Here is an 18,049-nt window from a genome sequence, read left to right on the forward strand (position 1 = left end):
CGTCGGGATGGCAGTTAATGACAGTCCCGGGGTGGCGGTTTCAGCTTGCTAGTGCAACACCATCGATTAGTTTGGTCAGTCTTTCAGTTGGGGTGTCCCATTGGAGTGTTTGACGCGGTCGGATGTTGAGCAGGTGCTGGGTGTGGGCGAGTTCTTCGTCGCTGACCTGGTTGAAGTTCGTGCCTTTGGGGTGGATATCGCGGACCAGTCCGTTGGTGTTCTCGTTCGTGCCGCGTTGCCAGGGTGAGTGCGGGTCACAGAAGAACAGCTGGCAGCCGGTCGCTACTGTGAACTTGGCGTGTTGAGCCATTTCCGTGCCTTGGTCCCAGGTGATCGTTTTAAGGATCGCCTGGGGCAGGGTGTGGATCATTTTCTGCATGACCTCGATGACCGTCGCGCTGTCCCTGGCTCCCGGCAGCCGGCCCAGCAAAGTGAACCGTGAGGAGCGCTCGACCAAGGTGACGATCCCGGAGTTACCGGGACCCACGACCAAATCACCTTCCCAATGGCCGGGCACGGCCCGGTCCTGGACTTCGGCGGGCCGGTCGCTCAGCCGGGCCCCTTCAAGCCAGGGCCTTACGTTCCTGGCAGGCAGCTTTGATTGGGGCTTACGACCGGTCCGGCCCGAACGTAGGGCCTTCTCCACGGCAAGTTCATGCCGCAAGGCACCCCGGCCCTGCACGTAAAGGGCTTGGTAAATTGACTCGTGGGACACGTGCATCTCCGGCTGCTCGGGGAACGTCTTCTTCAGGTCCGCAGCGCTCTGTTGAGGTGAGAAACGCTGGTTCAAGCGTGCCACGACCTCCTTCCACACCGCCGTTCCCGCAGAGAGCTTCACGGGCCGGTTCCGTCTACGGCGGACCAGTGCCCGGTGTTGGGCAACCCCGGCGTCGTAATAGCGCCGGGCCCAATGCTCGATACTGTGTCGGCGGATCTCCCGGGACACCGTTGATGGATGCACGCCCAACTCCTTGGCGATCTGTCGCATGGAACGCGGCTCCGGCAAGCCCAGACAGGCCTTGATATAAGCCCGGTCCTCCAAAGTCAGCCGCCGGTACCTTCGCTCCTTATCCCGCGAAAGCACCTCCGAAGCCATCGGAAGACGCACGCCACCACCAGGGCCGGAGATAAGTTCCATGCCCGCTAGTTTCGCCCAATGCGACACCGCTTGCCGGGACACCCCAGCCGCGGCAGCACTTCGTCCCGTGTCCTCACCCGCCAGCAAGTGCTCATACGCACACGCACGAACCGACCACGGCAACTTCTTGACCATGACACCCCTCCAACTACAGGGGTGTTGCACTAGCCACCTGAAGACGCCGGTTCCCAATTGTCATTAACTGCCACCTCGCGGGGCTGCTTCCTATACGGTGCTGACGGTGACGTCGTCGGGATCGACGTCGACGGCGGCGACCGGCACCTCAGGCTGCGGCTTGGGAATCATCGCCACCGCCCCGGCCGCCAAGACCGCGATGCCGGCAAAGATCGCGAAATTCGCCTCGAAGGGCAACTTGGAGCCTGCAATCCAGCCGCCGATCAGGGGCCCGGAAATGGCACCCAGCCGGGCAAAGCTCAGCGCCCAGCCCGTGGCTGTTCCACGGACCTTGGCAGGGTAGTAGTCGGCAATGTAGCCGGTGAGGACCAGCGACGTCGAGATCGAACCGACGCCGGCGAACGCCACGAACAGCAGATTCACCACCATGGTGTTGGGGAAGACCAGCAGCATGATGCCCAGGCTGCCCAGGATGTAGAACACCATCAGGATGAGCTTCTTGCCGTACTTGTCAGCCGCGCGGCCAAGGAGCAGGCCACCGATGGCAGAGGCGAGGCTGAAGACCAACAGGAACGTCAGGGACGAGCCGAGGTCGTAGCCGGCCTTCTTCATGATGCTCGGCAACCAGGTATTCAGCCCGTACACCAGCACCAGGCCGCAGAACAGCGAGATCCAGAAGAACACCGTGGAGCGCAGGTACTTCCTGGAGAACATGGTGGTGATGGTCTTCCACCAAGGATCCGCGGGCCCGCCGTTGGCAACCGGGGCCGCCGGGACAACAGGCCGGTAGTCGGCGATCTGAAGAGTAGCGGCCAAGGCCTTCGCCTCGGAGCGGCGGCCCTTTGTCTCCAGGTATTCCAGCGATTCGGGCAGGAATTTCCAGATGACCGGGAGCAGGACAATCGGTGCCGCTCCAATGGCAATCACGGCACGCCAGCCACCCAGGGGCAGGACAAACAATGCAGCCAGGGCAGCTGCGACAATGCCCAGGGAATAGCCGGAGTACATGAGGCCATAGTTGAATGACCGCTTGTTCGGGGCTGAGTACTCGATGGTCAGTGCAGCCGCCACCGGGATGACACCACCCATGCCGAGACCGCCGATAAGCCTGAACAGCCCGAACAGTTCAGGGGTAGGCGCCCAGGCCGCGCCGGCTTGGGTGATCGTGAAGATCACCATGGATGCCAGGAGCATCTTCTTGCGGCCTACGAGGTCGCTGAGCGTGCCGATGAACAGGGCGCCAATAAGCATGCCGATCAAGGCATATGACCCCAGGCCGCCCAGGGCAAGCGGCGACAGGTTCCATTCCTTGTACTCCGCAAGCGCGGGAAGGACAGCGCCGAGGACGCCGACGTCATAGCCTTCGGCGAGGATCGCGAGCCAGCAGCAGAACAACACCAAGCCGGTGGTCTTCTTAGGCACGTTCCAGTCGTTGACTGGTGCGGTAGCCACGGCTACTTCACCAAAACCGATGCAGCAGCCGACGCCGGGGTCCACCGGAGGTGCGTGGTGGCCTCGTCGATGTCCGCTTCCTTCAGCAACGAAAGGCGGGGACGGACGGCGTCAGTGCGCGAGCTCGGTGGCTTGCGGCGTCCCGCCCGGAATTGCGGGATCCACTGGGCGCCGGGCCCCTGGTACTCCTGCTCAGCGGCGGCATGCAGGGTCCACTGCGGATCGTACAGGTGCGTGCGGCCCAGGGCGATGAGGTCCGCCCGGCCGGCAAGGAGGATCGAGTTGACGTCGTCGTAGCTTGAGATAGCGCCGACGGCGATCACCGCCACACCTGCCGGAGCGGCCACTTCCTGGCGGATACGGTCAGCGAACGGCGTCTGGTAGCTGCGGCCGAAGGCAGGCTTCTCTTCCTTGGCCACTTGGCCCGTGGAGACGTCCAGGCCGGCAGCGCCGTGGGCGACAAAAGCCCGGGCGATCTCCACGGAATCGTCAGACGTGTTGCCACCCTCGATCCAGTCGGTCGCTGAGATGCGTACCGTCAAAGGCTTGCCGGCAGGCCAGGCCGCGCGAACGGCGTCGAACACTTCCAACGGGAACCGCAGCCGGTTCTCCAAGCTGCCGCCGTATTCGTCGGTCCGCTTGTTGGAAACCGGCGAAAGGAAGGAGGAGAGCAGGTAGCCGTGGGCCGCGTGGATCTCCAGAAGGTCGAAACCTGCCTCCTCGGCACGGACGGTGGAGGCAACGAACTCCGCCTTGATGGCATCCATGCCGGCACGGTCCAATTCCACCGGGGTCTGGTTTTCGGCGCTGTACGGCAGGGCGGAAGGCCCGACGGCGGTCCAGTTTCCCGACTCAAGCGGCTGGTCGATGCCTTCCCACATGAGCTTGGTGGAGCCCTTGCGGCCGGAGTGGCCCAGCTGCGCGCCGATCTTGGCGGTGGAGCGGCTGTGAACGAAGTCCACGATCTCCTTCCAGCTGTCACGCTGGCCATCGGTGTACAGGCCGGTGCAGCCGGGGGTGATGCGGCCCGTTTCGGAAACGCACACCATCTCGGTCATGACCAGCCCCGCGCCGCCCAGCGCCTTGGACCCCAGGTGGACCTTGTGGAAGTCGCCCGGGACCCCGTCAATAGCGGAGTACATGTCCATCGGGGAGACGATGATGCGGTTCTTGAGCTCCAGCCCTCCGAGGCGGAACGGCTGGAACATGGCCGGGGCAACGTCGCCAAGGCCCTGGGAATCAGCGAAGTTACGCTCCACGGCCTCGGCGAATCCGGGATCCCGCAAGCGCAGGTTCTCCTGAGTGATGCGGCGGCTGCGGGTGAGCAGGTTGAACGCGAACTGGGTGGGATCCTGGTCCTTGTACTGGCCGATGCGCTCGAACCATTCAAGGGAAGCCTGGGCTGCACGCTGGGTCGACGCAACCACGGGCCGGCGTTCGGCCTCGTAGGCTTCCAGTGCTTGCTCCACCGTGGGGTGCTCGTGCAGGCACGCAGCCAGGGCCAGGGAGTCCTCCATGGCCAGCTTGGTGCCGGAGCCGATGGAGAAGTGGGCCGTGTGGGCAGCGTCGCCCAGCAGGACCACGTTGTTGTGGCGCCAGCTCTCGTTGCGGACCGTGGTGAAGTTGATCCACTTGGAGTTGTTGCTCAGGACCTCGTAGCCGTCCAGTTCCTCGGCGAAGATGTCGCGGATTTTGGCAATGGCCTTTTCGTCCGAGACACCCGGCGGGAAAACCTCGTTGGCGGTCTCGTCGAAGCCCGCTGCGTGCCACACGTCCTGGTGCATTTCCACAATGAACGTGGAGCCCTCATCCGAGTAGGGGTAGCCGTGGATCTGCATGACGCCCCACTCGGTTTCCTTCACGAAGAACTTGAAGGCTTCAAAGACCTGGTTGGTGCCCAGCCACATGAACTTGTTGGTCCGCGGATCCAGGTTCGGTTTGAAGGACTCCGCATACCGGGCGCGGATCTGGGAGTTGATTCCGTCGGCGGCCAGGACAAGATCGTAATTGGCCTCGAGTTCCTCCACCGGCGGCGCCAGGGTGCTGAACCGGACATCCACGTTCAGTTCGATGCAGCGGCGCTGGAGCAACTCAAGGAGTTCCTTGCGGCTCATAGCCGCAAACCCCTGCCCACCCACCGTTTTCATTTCGCCCCGGAAGTGGATGTCGATGTCGGACCAGCGGGCGAACCGACGGCTCATGTATTCGGCCACCACGGGGTCGGCGTTGCCGATGCCGCCGAGGGTCTCATCGGAAAACACGACGCCGAATCCAAAGGTGTCGCTGGCAGCGTTGCGTTCCCAGAGGGTGATGTTGTGGGACGGGTCCAGCTGCTTCATCAGTGCTGCGAAGTACAGGCCACCCGGGCCGCCTCCAACGATTGCGATCTTCATGGTGATGCTCCTTTTCAGGCCTGGCTCTGGCCGGCAGGGGTAAGTTGCGGGGTTTGGCTCGTGCTCCCGGCGTCCTGTGCAAGGACTCCTTCGCGGAGTTTGAAGTGCTGGAGTTTGCCGCTGGGATTGCGCGGGAGTCCGGTGACGAAGCGGACGTCCCGGGGGTACTTGTAGGGCGCGATGGTCTGCTTCACGAAGTCCTGGATTTCCTTGCGCTTGGCGGCGTCGCCGGTGACTCCGTCGCGCAGGACAACGAAAGCGCAGACGATGCTGCCGCGTTCCTCGTCCGGGATGCCGATGACTGCGTTTTCCACGACATCCGGGTGCTGGTCTATGGCCGATTCAACCTCCGGCCCGCCGATGTTGTACCCGGAGGAGACGATCATGTTGTCCGAGCGGGCCTGGTAGGTGAAGTACCCGTCGGCATCCATGGCAAAGGTATCCCCGGTGACGTTCCAGCCTCGCACCACGTAGTTCGCCTGCCGGGGATCATCCAGGTAGCGGCACCCGGTGGGCCCGATGACTGCGAGGCGGCCGATGTTGCCCGCGCCGAGTTCGTTGCCGTCGTTGTCCAGGATGGTGGCCCTGAACCCCGGCACAGCACGCCCCGTGGTTCCTGGGCGGATATCGTCCCCGGCAGCGGAGATGAACACGTGCAGCATCTCCGTGGCGCCGATTCCATTGACCAGGCGCAGGCCTGTGGCTTCACGGACGGCTTCCCAGGTCTCCTTGGAAAGGTGCTCTCCGGCAGAGACGGCAATCCGCAGGCTGCGCAGGAGATCTCCGCGCTTCTCCTTCAGGATGGCCCGGTACGCCGTCGGTGCGGTGAACAGGATGGTGGCGCCGGCTGCGGCTGCGTGCTCTGCCAGTTCCACGGGTCCGGCTTTCTCGGTGAGGAGGGATGACGCGCCGAAGCGGAGCGGGAAGACCACCAAGCCCCCGAGTCCGAACGTGAACGCAAGCGGAGGTGAGCCCGCAAAGACATCGTCAGCCGTGGGTTGCAGGATGTACCGGGCAAACGTGTCGGCGTTGGCCAGGATGTCGCGGTGGAAATGCATGGTCACCTTGGGCACACCGGTTGTACCCGAGGTCGGTCCCAGCAGGGCAACGTCGTCCGCGGCCGTGTCCACAGCGGCGAACTCCCCGCTCTTGCGCCCGCAACGGGAGGTGAGGTCGCCGTCGTCGTCCGCGTTACCGGTGGTCGATCCGTACGCCAGGACAGTGACATCGTCCCCTGCCGCGATCGCCAGCTCGTCCACGAAGCGGTGGTCGGAAATCGCAACCACCGGCTTCGTAAGTCCGATCAGGGTGGCGACCTCGGTGGAGCGCAGCATGGGCATGGTGGTGACCACCACGGCGCCGGCCTTCAGGACGCCGAGCCAGGCCGCGACGATCCACGGGTTGTTGGGGCCGCGCAGCAGCACGCGGTTGCCGGGAACCACGCCGAGGTCTTCGGTGAGGACCTGGGCTACCTGGTTGGAACGGGTTTGCAGCTCGCCGTAGCTCCAGACAACGCCGTCGGGAGTGCGGAGGGCGGGACGGTCGGCACCGTACTGCTCGACAGCGTCGTCGATCAGCACGGCGGCAGCGTTGAGCCGGTCCGGGTATTGGAGTTCGGGGAGGGTGAATTCGAGCGCCGGCCAGGTATCGGCGGGCGGCAGGTGGTCGCGGGTGAACGTGTCCACGTGGGCCGATGGCAACATGCTCATGGCCGTTCCTTTCAGTGGTGCGTCGTTGAAGCTGGGGATGGGCGTTTTGGGGCGTGCGGGTTGCGGGCCGGTCAGGAACCCGCGCGGATCATGCCTTCCTGGGCGACTGTTGCCAGGAGCCTGCCTTGCCGGTCGAAGAACCGGCCCATGGCCAGGCCCCTGTTGCTCTGGCCGGATACGGCTTCCTGGGCATACAGCACCCATTCGTCGGCGCGGCCGTCGCGGTGGAACCACATGGAGTGGTCCAAGCTCGCCGTTGCGAGGCCGGGGCTGGACCAGTTCAACCCGTTGACCCGGAGGAGCGGCTCCAGGATCGTGTAGTCGCAGACGTAGGCAAGGGCTGTGCGGTGGAGGTCGGCGTCGTCCGGCAAGGCATCGAAGGCTTTGACCCAGATGGCCTGCTGGGGGACCATGCCGCCCTCCAGTTCGATATATACCGGGCCGGGAATATGGCGCATGTCGAAGCTGCGTCCCGTCGACCAGTACTCCGCCGCCGCGCCGTCGGCCGCTTCAAGCGCTTCCGCCGCTGACCGCAGGGATTCAGGCTCGACGGCGGCAGGCGCCTCAGGCTGGAAGTCCGGACCGTTCTCGGGAACCTGGAAGGAACCCATCGCGGCGTACACCGGCTTGCCGTTCTGGAAGCCGCGGACTGTCCGCGTGGAGTATCCGCGGCCGTCCCGAAGGCGCTCGACTTCGTAGCGGACACTGGAACCTATATCCACCGGACGCATGAAGTAGCTGTGCATCGAGTGCAATGTCCTGTCAGCGTCCACCGAGCGCATCATGGCTGCTGCGGCTTGGGCCACCATGTCTCCACCATAGGCTTTTGGCCACGGTACGTACTGCGTGGTTGCTTCATACGCTTCGTCGAAAACCTCCGGCGTTGCCGGGGTCAGCTGGACGGCGCGGAGGAAGGTCTCCGAGGTCAGGGTTCCAGTGATCATGGCCTACGCCCTGCGGTAGTCGGCGAGGGTCTCGTCCGGAACGTCCTCAAGGTTGACCACGAGGTTTTCCGGGGTGCGGGCGGTCAGCCACACGAGGTCTTCCGTGACGGACATGTTGGCCTCGACGTGGGGCATGAACGGGGGCACGAAGACCCAGTCGCCGGCCTTCATGTCCAGGAACTCCGAGTAGTTCTCGCCAAAGTAGATCCGGCCGTGGCCCCGGAGCACATAGCCGCCGGTTTCGGCCTCACCGTGGTGGTGCGGCAGTGAACGGTACCCGGGGGTGTTGGATACCTGGCCGAACCAGATCTTGGTCGCCGGGGTGTGCTGGATGCTGACGCCTGACACGCGGATGCAATCGCCGGACTGTGCGGTGTTGGTGTCTTCTGCACCGGCGCGGGTAACAACCGGGACAACCTTGCCGTCAGGCTGGGCGTAGATGGAGTTGTCGCCGTCGAGGACGTATTCAGTGGTTGTCTGGCTCATGGGGTTTCTCCTTTGTGTGGGTTTCGGGACGTTTGTTATGACGCGGGGACTGCGACGTCGGCCTGGATCCGGAACAGGTTTTCCAGCCGGCCGATCCCGTCGATTTCGGTGGTGAGGACATCCCCGTCCTTCAGGAAGCGGGGCGGAGTCATGCCCATGCCCACTCCCCCGGGCGTTCCGGTGAGTACCAGGTCGCCGGGGCGCAGGACAGTAAACCGGGAGATGTAGGACAGCAGTTGTGCCGGTCCGAACACCAGGGTGCTGGTGTTTCCCTGCTGCACGAGCTCGCCGTTGACGTAGCCGCGGACGTCAAAACTCTCCCCGGCCTCGTCCGCGGTCAGCATGACCGGCCCCACCGGGGTAGTGCGGTCCCAGGCCTTGCCTTGGAACCACTGCAGGGTCCGGTTCTGCCAGTCGCGCATGGAGACGTCGTTGGCAACGGTGTACCCGGCGATGGCTTCGCGGGCCTGGTCCTCGTCCGCCCGGTACAGCTCGGAACCCACGACGACGGCGAGCTCGGCTTCCCAGTCGACGCGGCCACTGCCGTGGACTTCCACGGCGTCGTTGGCGCCGACCAGGGTGTCCGCGTACTTGGCGAACAAGGTGGGATATTCGGGAAGCTCCCTGCCCATTTCCTGGATGTGGTCGCCGTAGTTCAGGCCGCAGCAGATGACTTTGCCGGCGCGGGGAAGCAACGGGGCAGGGTCGGCGCCGGTGATGACCGGAGCTCCGGATGCCTGCGTTTCCTCCACGAGAGCCCGCCAGTCCGACCGGCCCAGGAGGGCGCCGACGTCGCTGGCCGGAAGCGCGAGCCAGGCGTCGTCGCCGGTGGCGATGGCCGCCGTCGTTCCTCCGTTGGCCGTGCGCAAAGTGGCGAGTTTCATTGCTTTTCCCTTCGAGATTCTGGATGTGTCGACTTTTTTACGATCGTCACATATGCTCAACGTAGCACGGCGGAAATGATCTGCACAGGGGCTTTTCAAAAGTTTTTGCAGTTGCCACAACCGAGGAGGAACAGCATGAGCCACACAACAATCAACCCGGAGTCACTGGCCAAACCATCCGGCTACGCGCACGGAATCCTGGCCGGCAACACGGTCTTCCTGGGCGGGCAGACAGCGTTGGACAAGAACATGAACATCGTTCCCGGCGGGATTGTGGAGCAGTTCAAACAGGCGTTCACCAACGTGCTCACCACCCTGCGCGAGGCCGGCGGCGAACCTGAGGACCTGGTCAACGTGACCATCTACCTCACCGACGTTGACGACTACATGGCCAACGGCCGGGAAATTGGACGGCTGTGGCGTGAAATGGCGGGCTCGCAGTACCCGGCCATGGCCGGCATCGGCGTCACGCGCCTGTGGCAGAAGGAAGCGTTGATCGAGATCCAGGGCATCGCGGTCATCCCGGAGCGCTAAGCCTCTGGCCTGGCGGGTTCCCGTGGTGAAGCATGTCCCTATGGGAACTGTCACCGAATACCTGGACACTGTCAGCGCGGGCAACCGGGGTCCGTTGGAACGGATCGTCGGGATCGCGCGGGAGCTTGCCCCTGACGCCGAGGAAGGCACCAGTTATGGGATGCCCGCGTTGCTGGTGGATGGCAGGGGCTTCGTGAGCGTGCTCGAAACGAAGAAGCACTTGGCGCTGTACCCGTTCAGCGGCCAGATCCTCCCCGAAATGTCAGAGGAGCTTGGCGGGTACTCGTGGTCGCCGGGAACATTGAGGTTCTCCGCGGACAACCCTGTGCCCGACTCCATGGTGCGGCGGATTCTGGAAACGCGGCTCGCGGCGATCCGGAAGTAGTTTTTGCACAGCTAATGCCCTTCTGAGGCCAGCTTGCGGGCATTAGCTGTACAAAAACTCAGTGCTTGGCCGAGACGTCCTGGGAAATGGCGTCGGCGGTCGCCACCACCTGCTGCCGCACTTCCTCCAGGTACTGGTCCGGATCCGGCTGCGCCGCAACGGCCTGGGCCTGCAGGGACACGTTGATCGCGGCCACGTTGTCTCCGTTGTTGTGGTTCCAGACCGGGGCAGCGATGGACATCAGCCCGAGTTCCAGCTCCTGGTCAAGCAGGCACCAGCCCTGCTGACGGACACGCTCGACGGCGGCCCTCAAGTCGGGCACGCTGGCGACGGTTCGCGGCGTGAGCGGGGTGAGTTCCGCCGTCGTCAGGTATGCCTCGAGCTTGGCCTGCGGAAGTCCGGCAAGCAGCACCCGGCCCATGGATGTCGCGTAGGCGGGGAACCGCGTGCCGACCGTGATTCCGACGTTCATGATGCGCTTGGTGGCGACCCGCGCCACGTAGAAAATGTCCTGCCCGTCGAGGACTGCGGCCGATGTGGATTCCCCAAGTTTCAGGCTGAGCTGCTCCAAGTGAGGCTGGGCGAGTTGCGGCAGGGACAGGGCGGAGAGGTACGAGTAGCCGAGCTGCAGCACTTTGGCCGTGAGCGCAAAGGTCTTTCCGTCGGTGCGGACGTAGCCGAGCTCAACCAGGGTATGCAGGAACCGGCGAGCCGTGGCGCGGGTCAGGTCCGTGCGGGCTGCGACTTCGCTCAACGTCATGACGGGGTTGTTTGCGTCGAACGCCCGGATCACGGCGAGGCCCCGGGCCAGCGACTGGACGTACTGGTCGCTGGCCTGCGGGGTAACTGCGGAGTCGGTCATGGTTACCAATCCTAGGTGGCGTTGCGGGGTCCGCTTTGCGCCCTAAGCGGGAAAAATAACATGCAAAGCGGGCCCCGCAACGGGGAGCCCAAACTTGCGGGGCCTACTCTGCGCGCCATGCCAAGACAGGGCCCACGCCGCCCGGGTTCCCTGACCGAGCTTGCGAGGTTAGGGAGGCGGTGGGGATGCAGAGCGGGCCCCACAACGGAGAGCCCAAACTTGCGGGGCCTACTCTGCGCGCCATGCCAAGGCGATAGCACGTAGAGCGGGCCTCACAACGCGGGGGAGCCCAGATTTGCGGGGCCTACTCTGCCTTTTTCAGCGGAAGGGGCACGAGTTCCTGGATCTCGTCGAAGGTGCAGCCGAAGGTCTCGCGGACGGTGACGCCGTCGGGTCCTGTGAGGAACACTGCCTTGTCCGTGTAGACGCGGGTCACGCAGCCGACGCCGGTCAGCGGGTACGTGCACTTCTCCACGAGCTTGGACACGCCCTCGCGGGTCAGCAGGGTCATCATCACGAAGACATCCTTGGCGCCGGTGGCGAGGTCCATCGCGCCACCCACGGCGGGAATAGCGTCCGGGGCCCCGGTGTGCCAGTTGGCGAGGTCGCCGGTGGCGGAGACTTGGAAGGCCCCGAGGACGCAGATGTCCAGGTGACCGCCGCGCATGATCGCGAACGAGTCGGCGTGGTGGAAGTACGAAGCACCGGGAAGTTCGGTAACGGGGATTTTGCCGGCATTGATCAAATCGCCGTCAATCTCCTCGCCAACAGCTGCCGGGCCCATGCCGAGCATCCCGTTCTCCGTGTGGAGCGTGATGTTCTGTTCCTCGGTGAGGTAGTTAGACACGAGCGTCGGCTGGCCAATGCCCAGGTTCACGAACGAACCGGGAGCGATGTCGCGGGCCACCAGCTGGGCGAGTTCGTCGCGGCCCAGCGGCTTTTCGGAGGTTTGGATGCTTGTCTGGGTGCTCATGATCAGGCCACCTGCTCTGCTCGGGAACCGCCGACGCGGACCACGCTGTTGACGTAAATACCGGGTGTCACCACGTTCTCCGGATCCAGCGAACCGGTGGGGACGATCTCCGAGACCTGCACAATGGTGTGCTTGGCTGCGGCGGCCATGATCGGGCCGAAGTTCCGGGCGGTCTTGCGGTAGACGAGGTTGCCCTTGCCGTCGGCCTTGAGTGCCTTGATCAGCGCCACGTCGGCGTGGATCGGGGTCTCAAACACCTGCCACTTCCCGTCCAGCAACCGGGTTTCCTTGCCTTCAGCCAAGGTGGTGCCGTAGCCGGTGGGGGTGAAGAACCCGCCAATCCCGGCGCCGGCGGCTCGGATACGCTCAGCCAGGTTGCCCTGCGGCACGAGCTCCAGCTCGATCTCACCGGCATGGAACTTGGCGTCGAAGTGCCAGGAGTCGGACTGCCGCGGGAAGGAACAGATCATCTTGCGGACCCGGCCTTCCTTGATCAGCAACGCCAGGCCCTGATCGCCCTGGCCGGCGTTGTTGTTCACCACGGTCAGGTCCTTCGCCCCGCAGTCCATCAGGGCATCAATGAGTTCGAACGGCTGCCCGGCATTGCCGAACCCGCCGATCATCACCGTGGACCCGTCCTTGATGCCGGCGACAGCCTCGCCAACAGTGTCAATGAAATTCAACATCGCCCTAGACTCCTTCTGAAACTCCGGCAGTTACGTTTTCCAGCACCACGGCCAGGCCTTGACCGACGCCGATGCAGATCGCCGCGACGCCCCAGCGCTGACCGGAAGCCTGCAGGGACCGTGCGAGCGTGCCCAGGATGCGGGTACCGGAGGCGCCGAGCGGGTGGCCCATCGCGATCGCACCGCCGTGGCGGTTCACGATTCCGGGGTCGATCCCCCACGCGTCAACGCACGCCAGCGATTGCGCGGCGAACGCTTCGTTAAGTTCGACGGCGCCCACCTGGTCCCAGCCGATGCCCGCCTTCGCCAGGGCCTTGTTCGCGGCCTCCACCGGGGCGAAACCGAAGAACTGGGGATCGTTGCCATGCGCGCCACGGCCGGCAATACGGGCTAAGGGATCCAAACCAAGAATCCCCGCAGCGGCTTCCGAACCGATCCACGCAGCCGAAGCACCATCGGACAAAGGCGAGGCATTCCCGGCGGTGACCGTACCGCCGTCGGGCCCGTCAGACTCAGGGCGGAACACGGTCTTCAAACCCGCAAGCTTCTCAGCGGAAGAACCGGCACGGATGCCCTCGTCCCGGACGAGATCAGTGCCCGGAACCGCCGTGACCAAAGAATCGTAGAAGCCTTCGTTCCACGCGGCGTCGGCCAGGTTGTGCGAGTCCGCCGCAAAAGCGTCCTGCCGTTCCCGGGTGATCCCGTACTTCTCGCGCAGTCGTTCGGTGGCTTCGCCCAGGGAGATGGTCCAGTCCTTGTTCATGGCCGGGTTCACCAAACGCCAACCAAGCGTGGTGGATGCCAGGGTCATGTCACCGGCCGGGTAGGGCTTGGACGTCTTGGGCAGCACCCACGGCGCACGGGACATGGACTCGGCGCCGCCCACCAGCATGAGGTCGGCGTCGCCGGCATTGATCTGGCGCGAAGCAATGATGGCCGCGTCCAGGGACGAGCCACACAAACGGTTGACCGTGGTGCCCGGAATGGACACGGGCAGGCCGGCCAACAGGGTGGCCATGCGGGCCACATTACGGTTTTCCTCGCCGGCGCCGTTGGCGTTGCCGAACACGACCTCGTCGATCCGCTCAACATCCAGCCCGGGTGCCCGCTTCACGGACTCGCGGACCACGTGCGCGGCAAGGTCATCGGGACGGACAGCGGCAAGGCCGGAGCCGAACTTGCCAAAGGGCGTGCGCACGGCGTCGTACACAAAAGCCTGGTTCATGGTGTTTCCTTCGTTTCTGCCTGACCAACCAGGGGACCTGGGGTCAGTTGGGTTCGGTGGCGTCGATTTCGGCGAATACTTTTTGGGCCGTCTTGAAGGCCGAGTTGGCCGACGGCACACTGCAATAAATGGCGGTCTGCAGCAGGATTTCCTTGATTTCGTCCCTGCTCAGGCCGTTGTTGAGGGCTGCCCGGACGTGCATGGCCAGCTCTTCCCAGTGACCGTGCGCCACCAGCGCCGTGAGGGTTACGGCGGAACGCATTTGCCGGCTCAGGCCAGGCCGCGTCCAGATGCCACCCCAGGCAATCCTGGTGATCATGTCCTGGTAGTCCTCGGTGAAGGAATCCTTGCCGGCATTCGCCCGGTCCACGTGCGCGTCCCCGAGCACTTCGCGGCGGACCACCATGCCGGCGTCGTAGATATCCTGCGCGGTGGCGTCCGCCTGTACGGCACCATTGCGTGCCGCGTCGTTGCTTTCGGAAGCCGTAGGGCTCATCGTCCGTTCTCCTTCATGAAGGTGTGCATCAGCGATGCCACGACTTTCGGTGCCTCTGCGGGCGCGAGGTGCCCGACGCCGTCGAGCGTCACGGCCTCAGCAGTGCCGCCACCGGCGACGATGCTGTTGACGAGCTCTTCAGCCATCGACGGCGGTGCGACCTGGTCCTCTTCACCGGCAATCACCTGCGTGGGGACGGTGATGCTGCCGAGCTGATCGCGGACGTCCAAACGGGCCAGGGCTTCGCAGCAGAACGAATAGCTGAACCTGTCGGCGTCGCGGAGTGCGTGCAGCAGGCGGCTGCTGATCTCCGGCTGGCGCTCCATGAATCCGTGGCCGAACCAGCGCTCAGCGGAACCCTGGATCATCACCGGAGTACCCAGCGAGCGCACGGTTTCTGCACGGTCCAGCCAGCCCTCCGGAGTGCCGAGCTTCGGCCCGGAGCACTGGACGGACAAGCTGCGGAGGCGGTCGCCGTGCTTGATGCCGAGCTGCAGGCCGGTGGCCCCGCCCAGGGAGACACCCGCATAGTGGAACGTCGCCGCCGTGTTTCCGGTGACAGAGTCCACAAGGTCGACGACGGCGTCCGCCAGGTCCGCGACGTCGAAACCTTCGGCGGCGGCCGGCGAGATGCCGTGGCCGGGCAGGTCCCAGCCGATGACGTCGTATTCGTCGCCCAGGAGCGCGGCGGTTTCGGACCACAGAACGGTGGAGGTACCCAGCGACGGGCCGACCACCAGGAGCGGTTTCGCGCCGAGTTCACGTTTCGGGGACAGCAACACGGCCTTGATGGTTGGCTTAGCCACGAGGGGCTCCTTTCGCAGGGGATCCGGTGAAGCCGGGGTAGGCGGCGAGGATCCGACGGCTGATTTCCTGTGCCTCGCCCAGGTAGCTTGCCGGATCCAGCAGTGCCTCAAGCCCGGCGTCGGAGAGCTTGTTGGATGGAACGGTTTCACGGAGGAGCTTGCGGTACGTGTCCCCCTGTTCGGTTGCCGGAGCCGCAAGGGTCCGGTCGACGACAGCCTGCAGCTTCTGCTTTCCGTCCTCGCCCAGCAGAGGGGCGACGGCGGCCGACACACCTTCGCTGAGGAGCAGCGGGCCCGACAACTGCAGGTTCCTGCGCATCGCTTCCGGGAAGACGCGGAGACCCTCGGTGAGTTCGCGGAGGTGGTAGGCAGCACCCATCGCCAGGCCCAGCAGGCGACGCAGCGCCGGCCATTCGCTGTGCCAGGCGCCGTCGGGGCGTTCGTCATTGAAAGTGGCCGCGGCCAGGTGCAGCTGAGATGCGAGGCCGGGAGCCTGCAACGCTGCGCTGCGGATCAGCACGGAGAGCACCGGATTCTGCTTCTGCGGCATGGCCGAAGAGACACCGCGGCCGGCAGCCAACGGCTCACCAAGTTCGGCAACCTCCGGACGGCTCAGGAACAACAGGTCCGCTGCGATCTTCCCGAAGGAATCGACCAGTGCCGCAAGCCCGTCACCGAGGGCCGTCACCACCATGCGGTTGGTGTGCCAGGGAGCCGTCGCCGGGGCCAACCCCAGCGCAGCCGCCCACGAATCCGCCAGTGTAAAGGGCGTTGAACCGGAGCCCGCGGCCAGCCTGGTCCCGGAGGCCAAGGTTCCACCGGCCCCGCCGAACTGCACGGGCAACTCCAACGACTCCAGTCGCGCACCCGCATCGGCCACGCCCTGGAACCACTGCGCAGCCCTGAGCCCGAACGAGTACGGAAGCGCATGCTGCGTCAGGCTCCTGCCCACGCACAGCGTTTCCGCATGCTGTTCCGCCAAGGTAGCGAGCGCCGTCGTCGTGCCCTTGACTTCGGCCAGGAGCGCCGCGATGGTCCTGCGGGCGAGCAGCATGAGGGCGGAGTCGAGGACGTCCTGGCTGGTGAGCGAGGCGTGGACCGCCTTGCCCGCACCGATGCCGGCGGTGTCCAGCCCGCGGACCCGGGCGCGGAGGTCGCCGAGCAACGGAATCACCGGGTTGCCTCCGCCTTGGGCCCGTTCAGCGATATCCGCGACGTCGTAGGACGCGGGGTTGGCGGCTTCGGCCACCACAGCGGCGGATCCCACCGGGGCAAGCCCGGCTTCCTCAAGGACAGCCGCCCAGGCAGCTTCGACGTCGAGGATTGCCGCGATCACGGCACGGTCGCCCGTCAGCGCGGCCACGGAGGGCGACGCCGAGACGGGGCTGAGGAGGCCGAAGTCGCCGTCGATCATGCCAGGTTTTCCCTTGCCGGCGAGTCCCCGCTGTTGCCGACGCTGTTGTCGAGCGAACCGTCTTGCTGGAAGTCCAGGAACACGGTCTCGTCGCCACCCTGCAGGCGGATGTCCCAGGTGAGGCCACCGTCGGGGTCGCGACGGGCGATGAGCGTCTTGCGGCGCTCCGGGTCAAGGGAGCTCAACAAAGGATCATTGGCCAGTGCTTCCTCGTTTTCCGGCAGGTACACGCGGGTGAAGAGGCGGTTCATGAGGCCGCGGGCGAAAACGGCCACCGAGATGAACGCTGCCGCTCCGGGCTTGGTGGGACCCGGGTTGACCGTGGTGAACGTGTACACGCCGGAGTTGCCCACGGAGCCCCGGCCCCAGCCGGTGAACGTGTAGCCGTCACGGACCAGGGAGCCGGTGCGCTGGACGATGTTGCCTTCGGTATCCGGCTGCCAGATCTCAAGGATGGCGTCCGGGATGGGGTTGCCCGCGCCGTCGTACACCGTGCCTTGAAGGCGGATGCTGCCGGGGCTGCCCGGTGCCAGGAGCTCGTTGTCCTTGGTGAAGGGGAGGGCGTAGCCGTAGAAGGGGCCCACGGTCTGGCCCGGTGTGGGTGTCAGCTTGCTCATGTGCTTACTCCTCGTCCCCGGCGTCGCCGTATGCTTCGTTTTCCGTCCAGGTCCGCTTGGAACCGGTCAGGATGATGTCCCACTTGTAGCCGAGGGCCCACTCGGGGCTGGTCAGCTCGTGGTCGTACTGTGCCACCAGGCGGTCGCGGGCGTCCTGGTCCACGATCGATTGGTAGATGGGGTCCAACGGGAACAACTGGTCACCCGGGAAGTACATCTGGGTGACGATGCGCTGCGTGAACTCCGAGCCGAACATGGAGAAATGGATGTGCGCCGGACGCCAGGCATTCAGGTGGTTCTTCCACGGGTAGGCGCCGGGTTTGATGGTGGTGAAGGAGTACGAGCCGTCGGCGCCGGTAATGCAGCGTCCGACGCCGGTGAAGCTCGGGTCGAGCGGTGCGGGGTGCTGGTCGCGCTTGTGGATGTAGCGGCCCGATGCGTTGGCCTGCCAGATCTCCACGAGCTGGCCGGCCACCGGGCGGCCGTCGCCGTCCAGCACGCGGCCGGCGACGATGATGCGCTCACCCTGCGGCTCGCCGTTGTGCTGGATGGTCAGGTCCGATTCCAGTGCGTGCACGTCCTGGTGTCCGAAGGCCGGCGAGTAGAGCTCGATGGTCTCCGGGTCCGCGTGGTGCAGGCTCTTGGTGGGGTGGCGCAGGATGCTGCTGCGGTAGGGCGCATAGTCCAGCCGCGGCATGGTTTCGGGTCCTTTGCCGTCCTTCAGTGCTTGGGCGTAACGATCCCCGATGGCCTTGATCTCAGCACTGAGGTCCGCCTGCGTCTCAACCTTCTTGGCATCGTGCGCGGCATGCGGCTCTGCTGGCGGCACGAGTTCCTCGGATTCTAGAGCTTGTGCAGTGTTGTCTTGCGGCACAACCGGCTCCTTTCTATGGATTCTTTGAGAGGTTCG

At 65.0% G+C, this 18,049-nt stretch carries 18 protein-coding genes; 2 read left to right on the forward strand and 16 right to left on the reverse strand.

All coding sequences use genetic code 11. From position 1 onward, the window contains the following. Nucleotides 1–40: 40 nt before the first annotated feature. The 7 genes from ACNAOU_RS21230 to ACNAOU_RS21260 form a co-directional block, all read right to left on the reverse strand. Nucleotides 41–1,273, reverse strand: a complete 1,233-nt coding sequence (locus tag ACNAOU_RS21230; protein WP_422757627.1) for an IS30 family transposase — start codon at nt 1,271–1,273, stop codon at nt 41–43. Between the two features lie 90 nt (nt 1,274–1,363). After that, the gene (locus ACNAOU_RS21235) at nt 1,364–2,725 is read right to left on the reverse strand and encodes an MFS transporter (protein WP_422757692.1); all 1,362 of its coding nucleotides are present in this window, start codon (nt 2,723–2,725) and stop codon (nt 1,364–1,366) included. A gap of 2 nt (nt 2,726–2,727) precedes the next feature. Continuing rightward, nucleotides 2,728–5,118 carry a bifunctional salicylyl-CoA 5-hydroxylase/oxidoreductase gene (locus ACNAOU_RS21240; RefSeq protein ID WP_110504727.1) on the reverse strand — a complete coding sequence of 797 codons (2,391 nt, stop codon included), beginning with the start codon at nt 5,116–5,118 and terminating at the stop codon, nt 2,728–2,730. A 14-nt stretch (nt 5,119–5,132) separates the two neighbouring features. Next, nucleotides 5,133–6,827 carry an AMP-binding protein gene (locus ACNAOU_RS21245; RefSeq protein ID WP_422757693.1) on the reverse strand — a complete coding sequence of 565 codons (1,695 nt, stop codon included), beginning with the start codon at nt 6,825–6,827 and terminating at the stop codon, nt 5,133–5,135. Between the two features lie 71 nt (nt 6,828–6,898). Continuing rightward, nucleotides 6,899–7,771 carry an acyl-CoA thioesterase gene (locus ACNAOU_RS21250; protein WP_110504729.1) on the reverse strand — a complete coding sequence of 291 codons (873 nt, stop codon included), beginning with the start codon at nt 7,769–7,771 and terminating at the stop codon, nt 6,899–6,901. A 3-nt stretch (nt 7,772–7,774) separates the two neighbouring features. Continuing rightward, on the reverse strand, nt 7,775–8,257 hold the full coding sequence (locus ACNAOU_RS21255) for a cupin domain-containing protein (RefSeq protein WP_055973957.1): 483 nt from the start codon (nt 8,255–8,257) through the stop codon (nt 7,775–7,777). 35 nt (nt 8,258–8,292) lie between these two features. Further along, nucleotides 8,293–9,141: a fumarylacetoacetate hydrolase family protein gene (locus ACNAOU_RS21260; protein WP_422757694.1), complete on the reverse strand. Its 849-nt coding sequence runs from the start codon at nt 9,139–9,141 to the stop codon at nt 8,293–8,295. Nucleotides 9,142–9,276: 135 nt separating this feature from the next. Here ACNAOU_RS21260 and ACNAOU_RS21265 point away from each other — a divergent pair, with 135 nt between their 5' ends. Both ACNAOU_RS21265 and ACNAOU_RS21270 read left to right on the forward strand, forming a co-directional pair. Further along, nucleotides 9,277–9,675 (forward strand): RidA family protein, encoded by a 399-nt coding sequence (locus ACNAOU_RS21265; protein WP_018779341.1) that lies wholly within the window; start codon nt 9,277–9,279, stop codon nt 9,673–9,675. Nucleotides 9,676–9,715: 40 nt separating this feature from the next. Beyond that, nucleotides 9,716–10,060 (forward strand): iron chaperone, encoded by a 345-nt coding sequence (locus ACNAOU_RS21270; RefSeq protein ID WP_422757695.1) that lies wholly within the window; start codon nt 9,716–9,718, stop codon nt 10,058–10,060. A 58-nt stretch (nt 10,061–10,118) separates the two neighbouring features. On the opposite strand, the gene ACNAOU_RS21275 is transcribed toward ACNAOU_RS21270, so the two are convergent. The 9 genes from ACNAOU_RS21275 to pcaH form a co-directional block, all read right to left on the reverse strand. Beyond that, entirely contained in the window at nt 10,119–10,922 is an 804-nt protein-coding gene (locus tag ACNAOU_RS21275) for an IclR family transcriptional regulator domain-containing protein (protein WP_018779343.1), read from the reverse strand. 304 nt (nt 10,923–11,226) lie between these two features. After that, nucleotides 11,227–11,895, reverse strand: a complete 669-nt coding sequence (locus tag ACNAOU_RS21280; RefSeq protein ID WP_018779344.1) for a 3-oxoacid CoA-transferase subunit B — start codon at nt 11,893–11,895, stop codon at nt 11,227–11,229. A 2-nt stretch (nt 11,896–11,897) separates the two neighbouring features. Then, nucleotides 11,898–12,581 (reverse strand): 3-oxoacid CoA-transferase subunit A, encoded by a 684-nt coding sequence (locus tag ACNAOU_RS21285; protein ID WP_018779345.1) that lies wholly within the window; start codon nt 12,579–12,581, stop codon nt 11,898–11,900. Between the two features lie 4 nt (nt 12,582–12,585). Further along, nucleotides 12,586–13,806, reverse strand: a complete 1,221-nt coding sequence (locus ACNAOU_RS21290) for a thiolase family protein (protein WP_018779346.1) — start codon at nt 13,804–13,806, stop codon at nt 12,586–12,588. A 43-nt stretch (nt 13,807–13,849) separates the two neighbouring features. After that, nucleotides 13,850–14,302, reverse strand: coding sequence for a 4-carboxymuconolactone decarboxylase (pcaC, locus tag ACNAOU_RS21295; RefSeq protein ID WP_413305204.1), 453 nt, complete (start codon nt 14,300–14,302; stop codon nt 13,850–13,852). Continuing rightward, nucleotides 14,299–15,108: an alpha/beta fold hydrolase gene (locus tag ACNAOU_RS21300; protein WP_413305206.1), complete on the reverse strand. Its 810-nt coding sequence runs from the start codon at nt 15,106–15,108 to the stop codon at nt 14,299–14,301. Before ACNAOU_RS21300 ends, pcaC begins: the two co-directional genes overlap by 4 nt. Beyond that, on the reverse strand, nt 15,101–16,522 hold the full coding sequence (locus ACNAOU_RS21305) for a class-II fumarase/aspartase family protein (RefSeq protein WP_422757696.1): 1,422 nt from the start codon (nt 16,520–16,522) through the stop codon (nt 15,101–15,103). The genes ACNAOU_RS21300 and ACNAOU_RS21305 overlap by 8 nt, the downstream gene beginning before the upstream one ends. Then, entirely contained in the window at nt 16,519–17,139 is a 621-nt protein-coding gene (gene pcaG / locus ACNAOU_RS21310; protein WP_189076572.1) for a protocatechuate 3,4-dioxygenase subunit alpha, read from the reverse strand. Before pcaG ends, ACNAOU_RS21305 begins: the two co-directional genes overlap by 4 nt. Nucleotides 17,140–17,143: 4 nt before the next feature. Next, complete coding sequence (gene pcaH / locus ACNAOU_RS21315; RefSeq protein ID WP_422757697.1) at nt 17,144–17,968, reverse strand: protocatechuate 3,4-dioxygenase subunit beta; 825 nt, start codon at nt 17,966–17,968, stop codon at nt 17,144–17,146. Between the last annotated feature and the right edge of the window lie 81 nt (nt 17,969–18,049).

Source organism: Paenarthrobacter sp. C1 (assembly GCF_049315185.1).
In the GTDB taxonomy this organism is placed as follows: Bacteria; Actinomycetota; Actinomycetes; order Actinomycetales; family Micrococcaceae; genus Arthrobacter; species Arthrobacter nicotinovorans.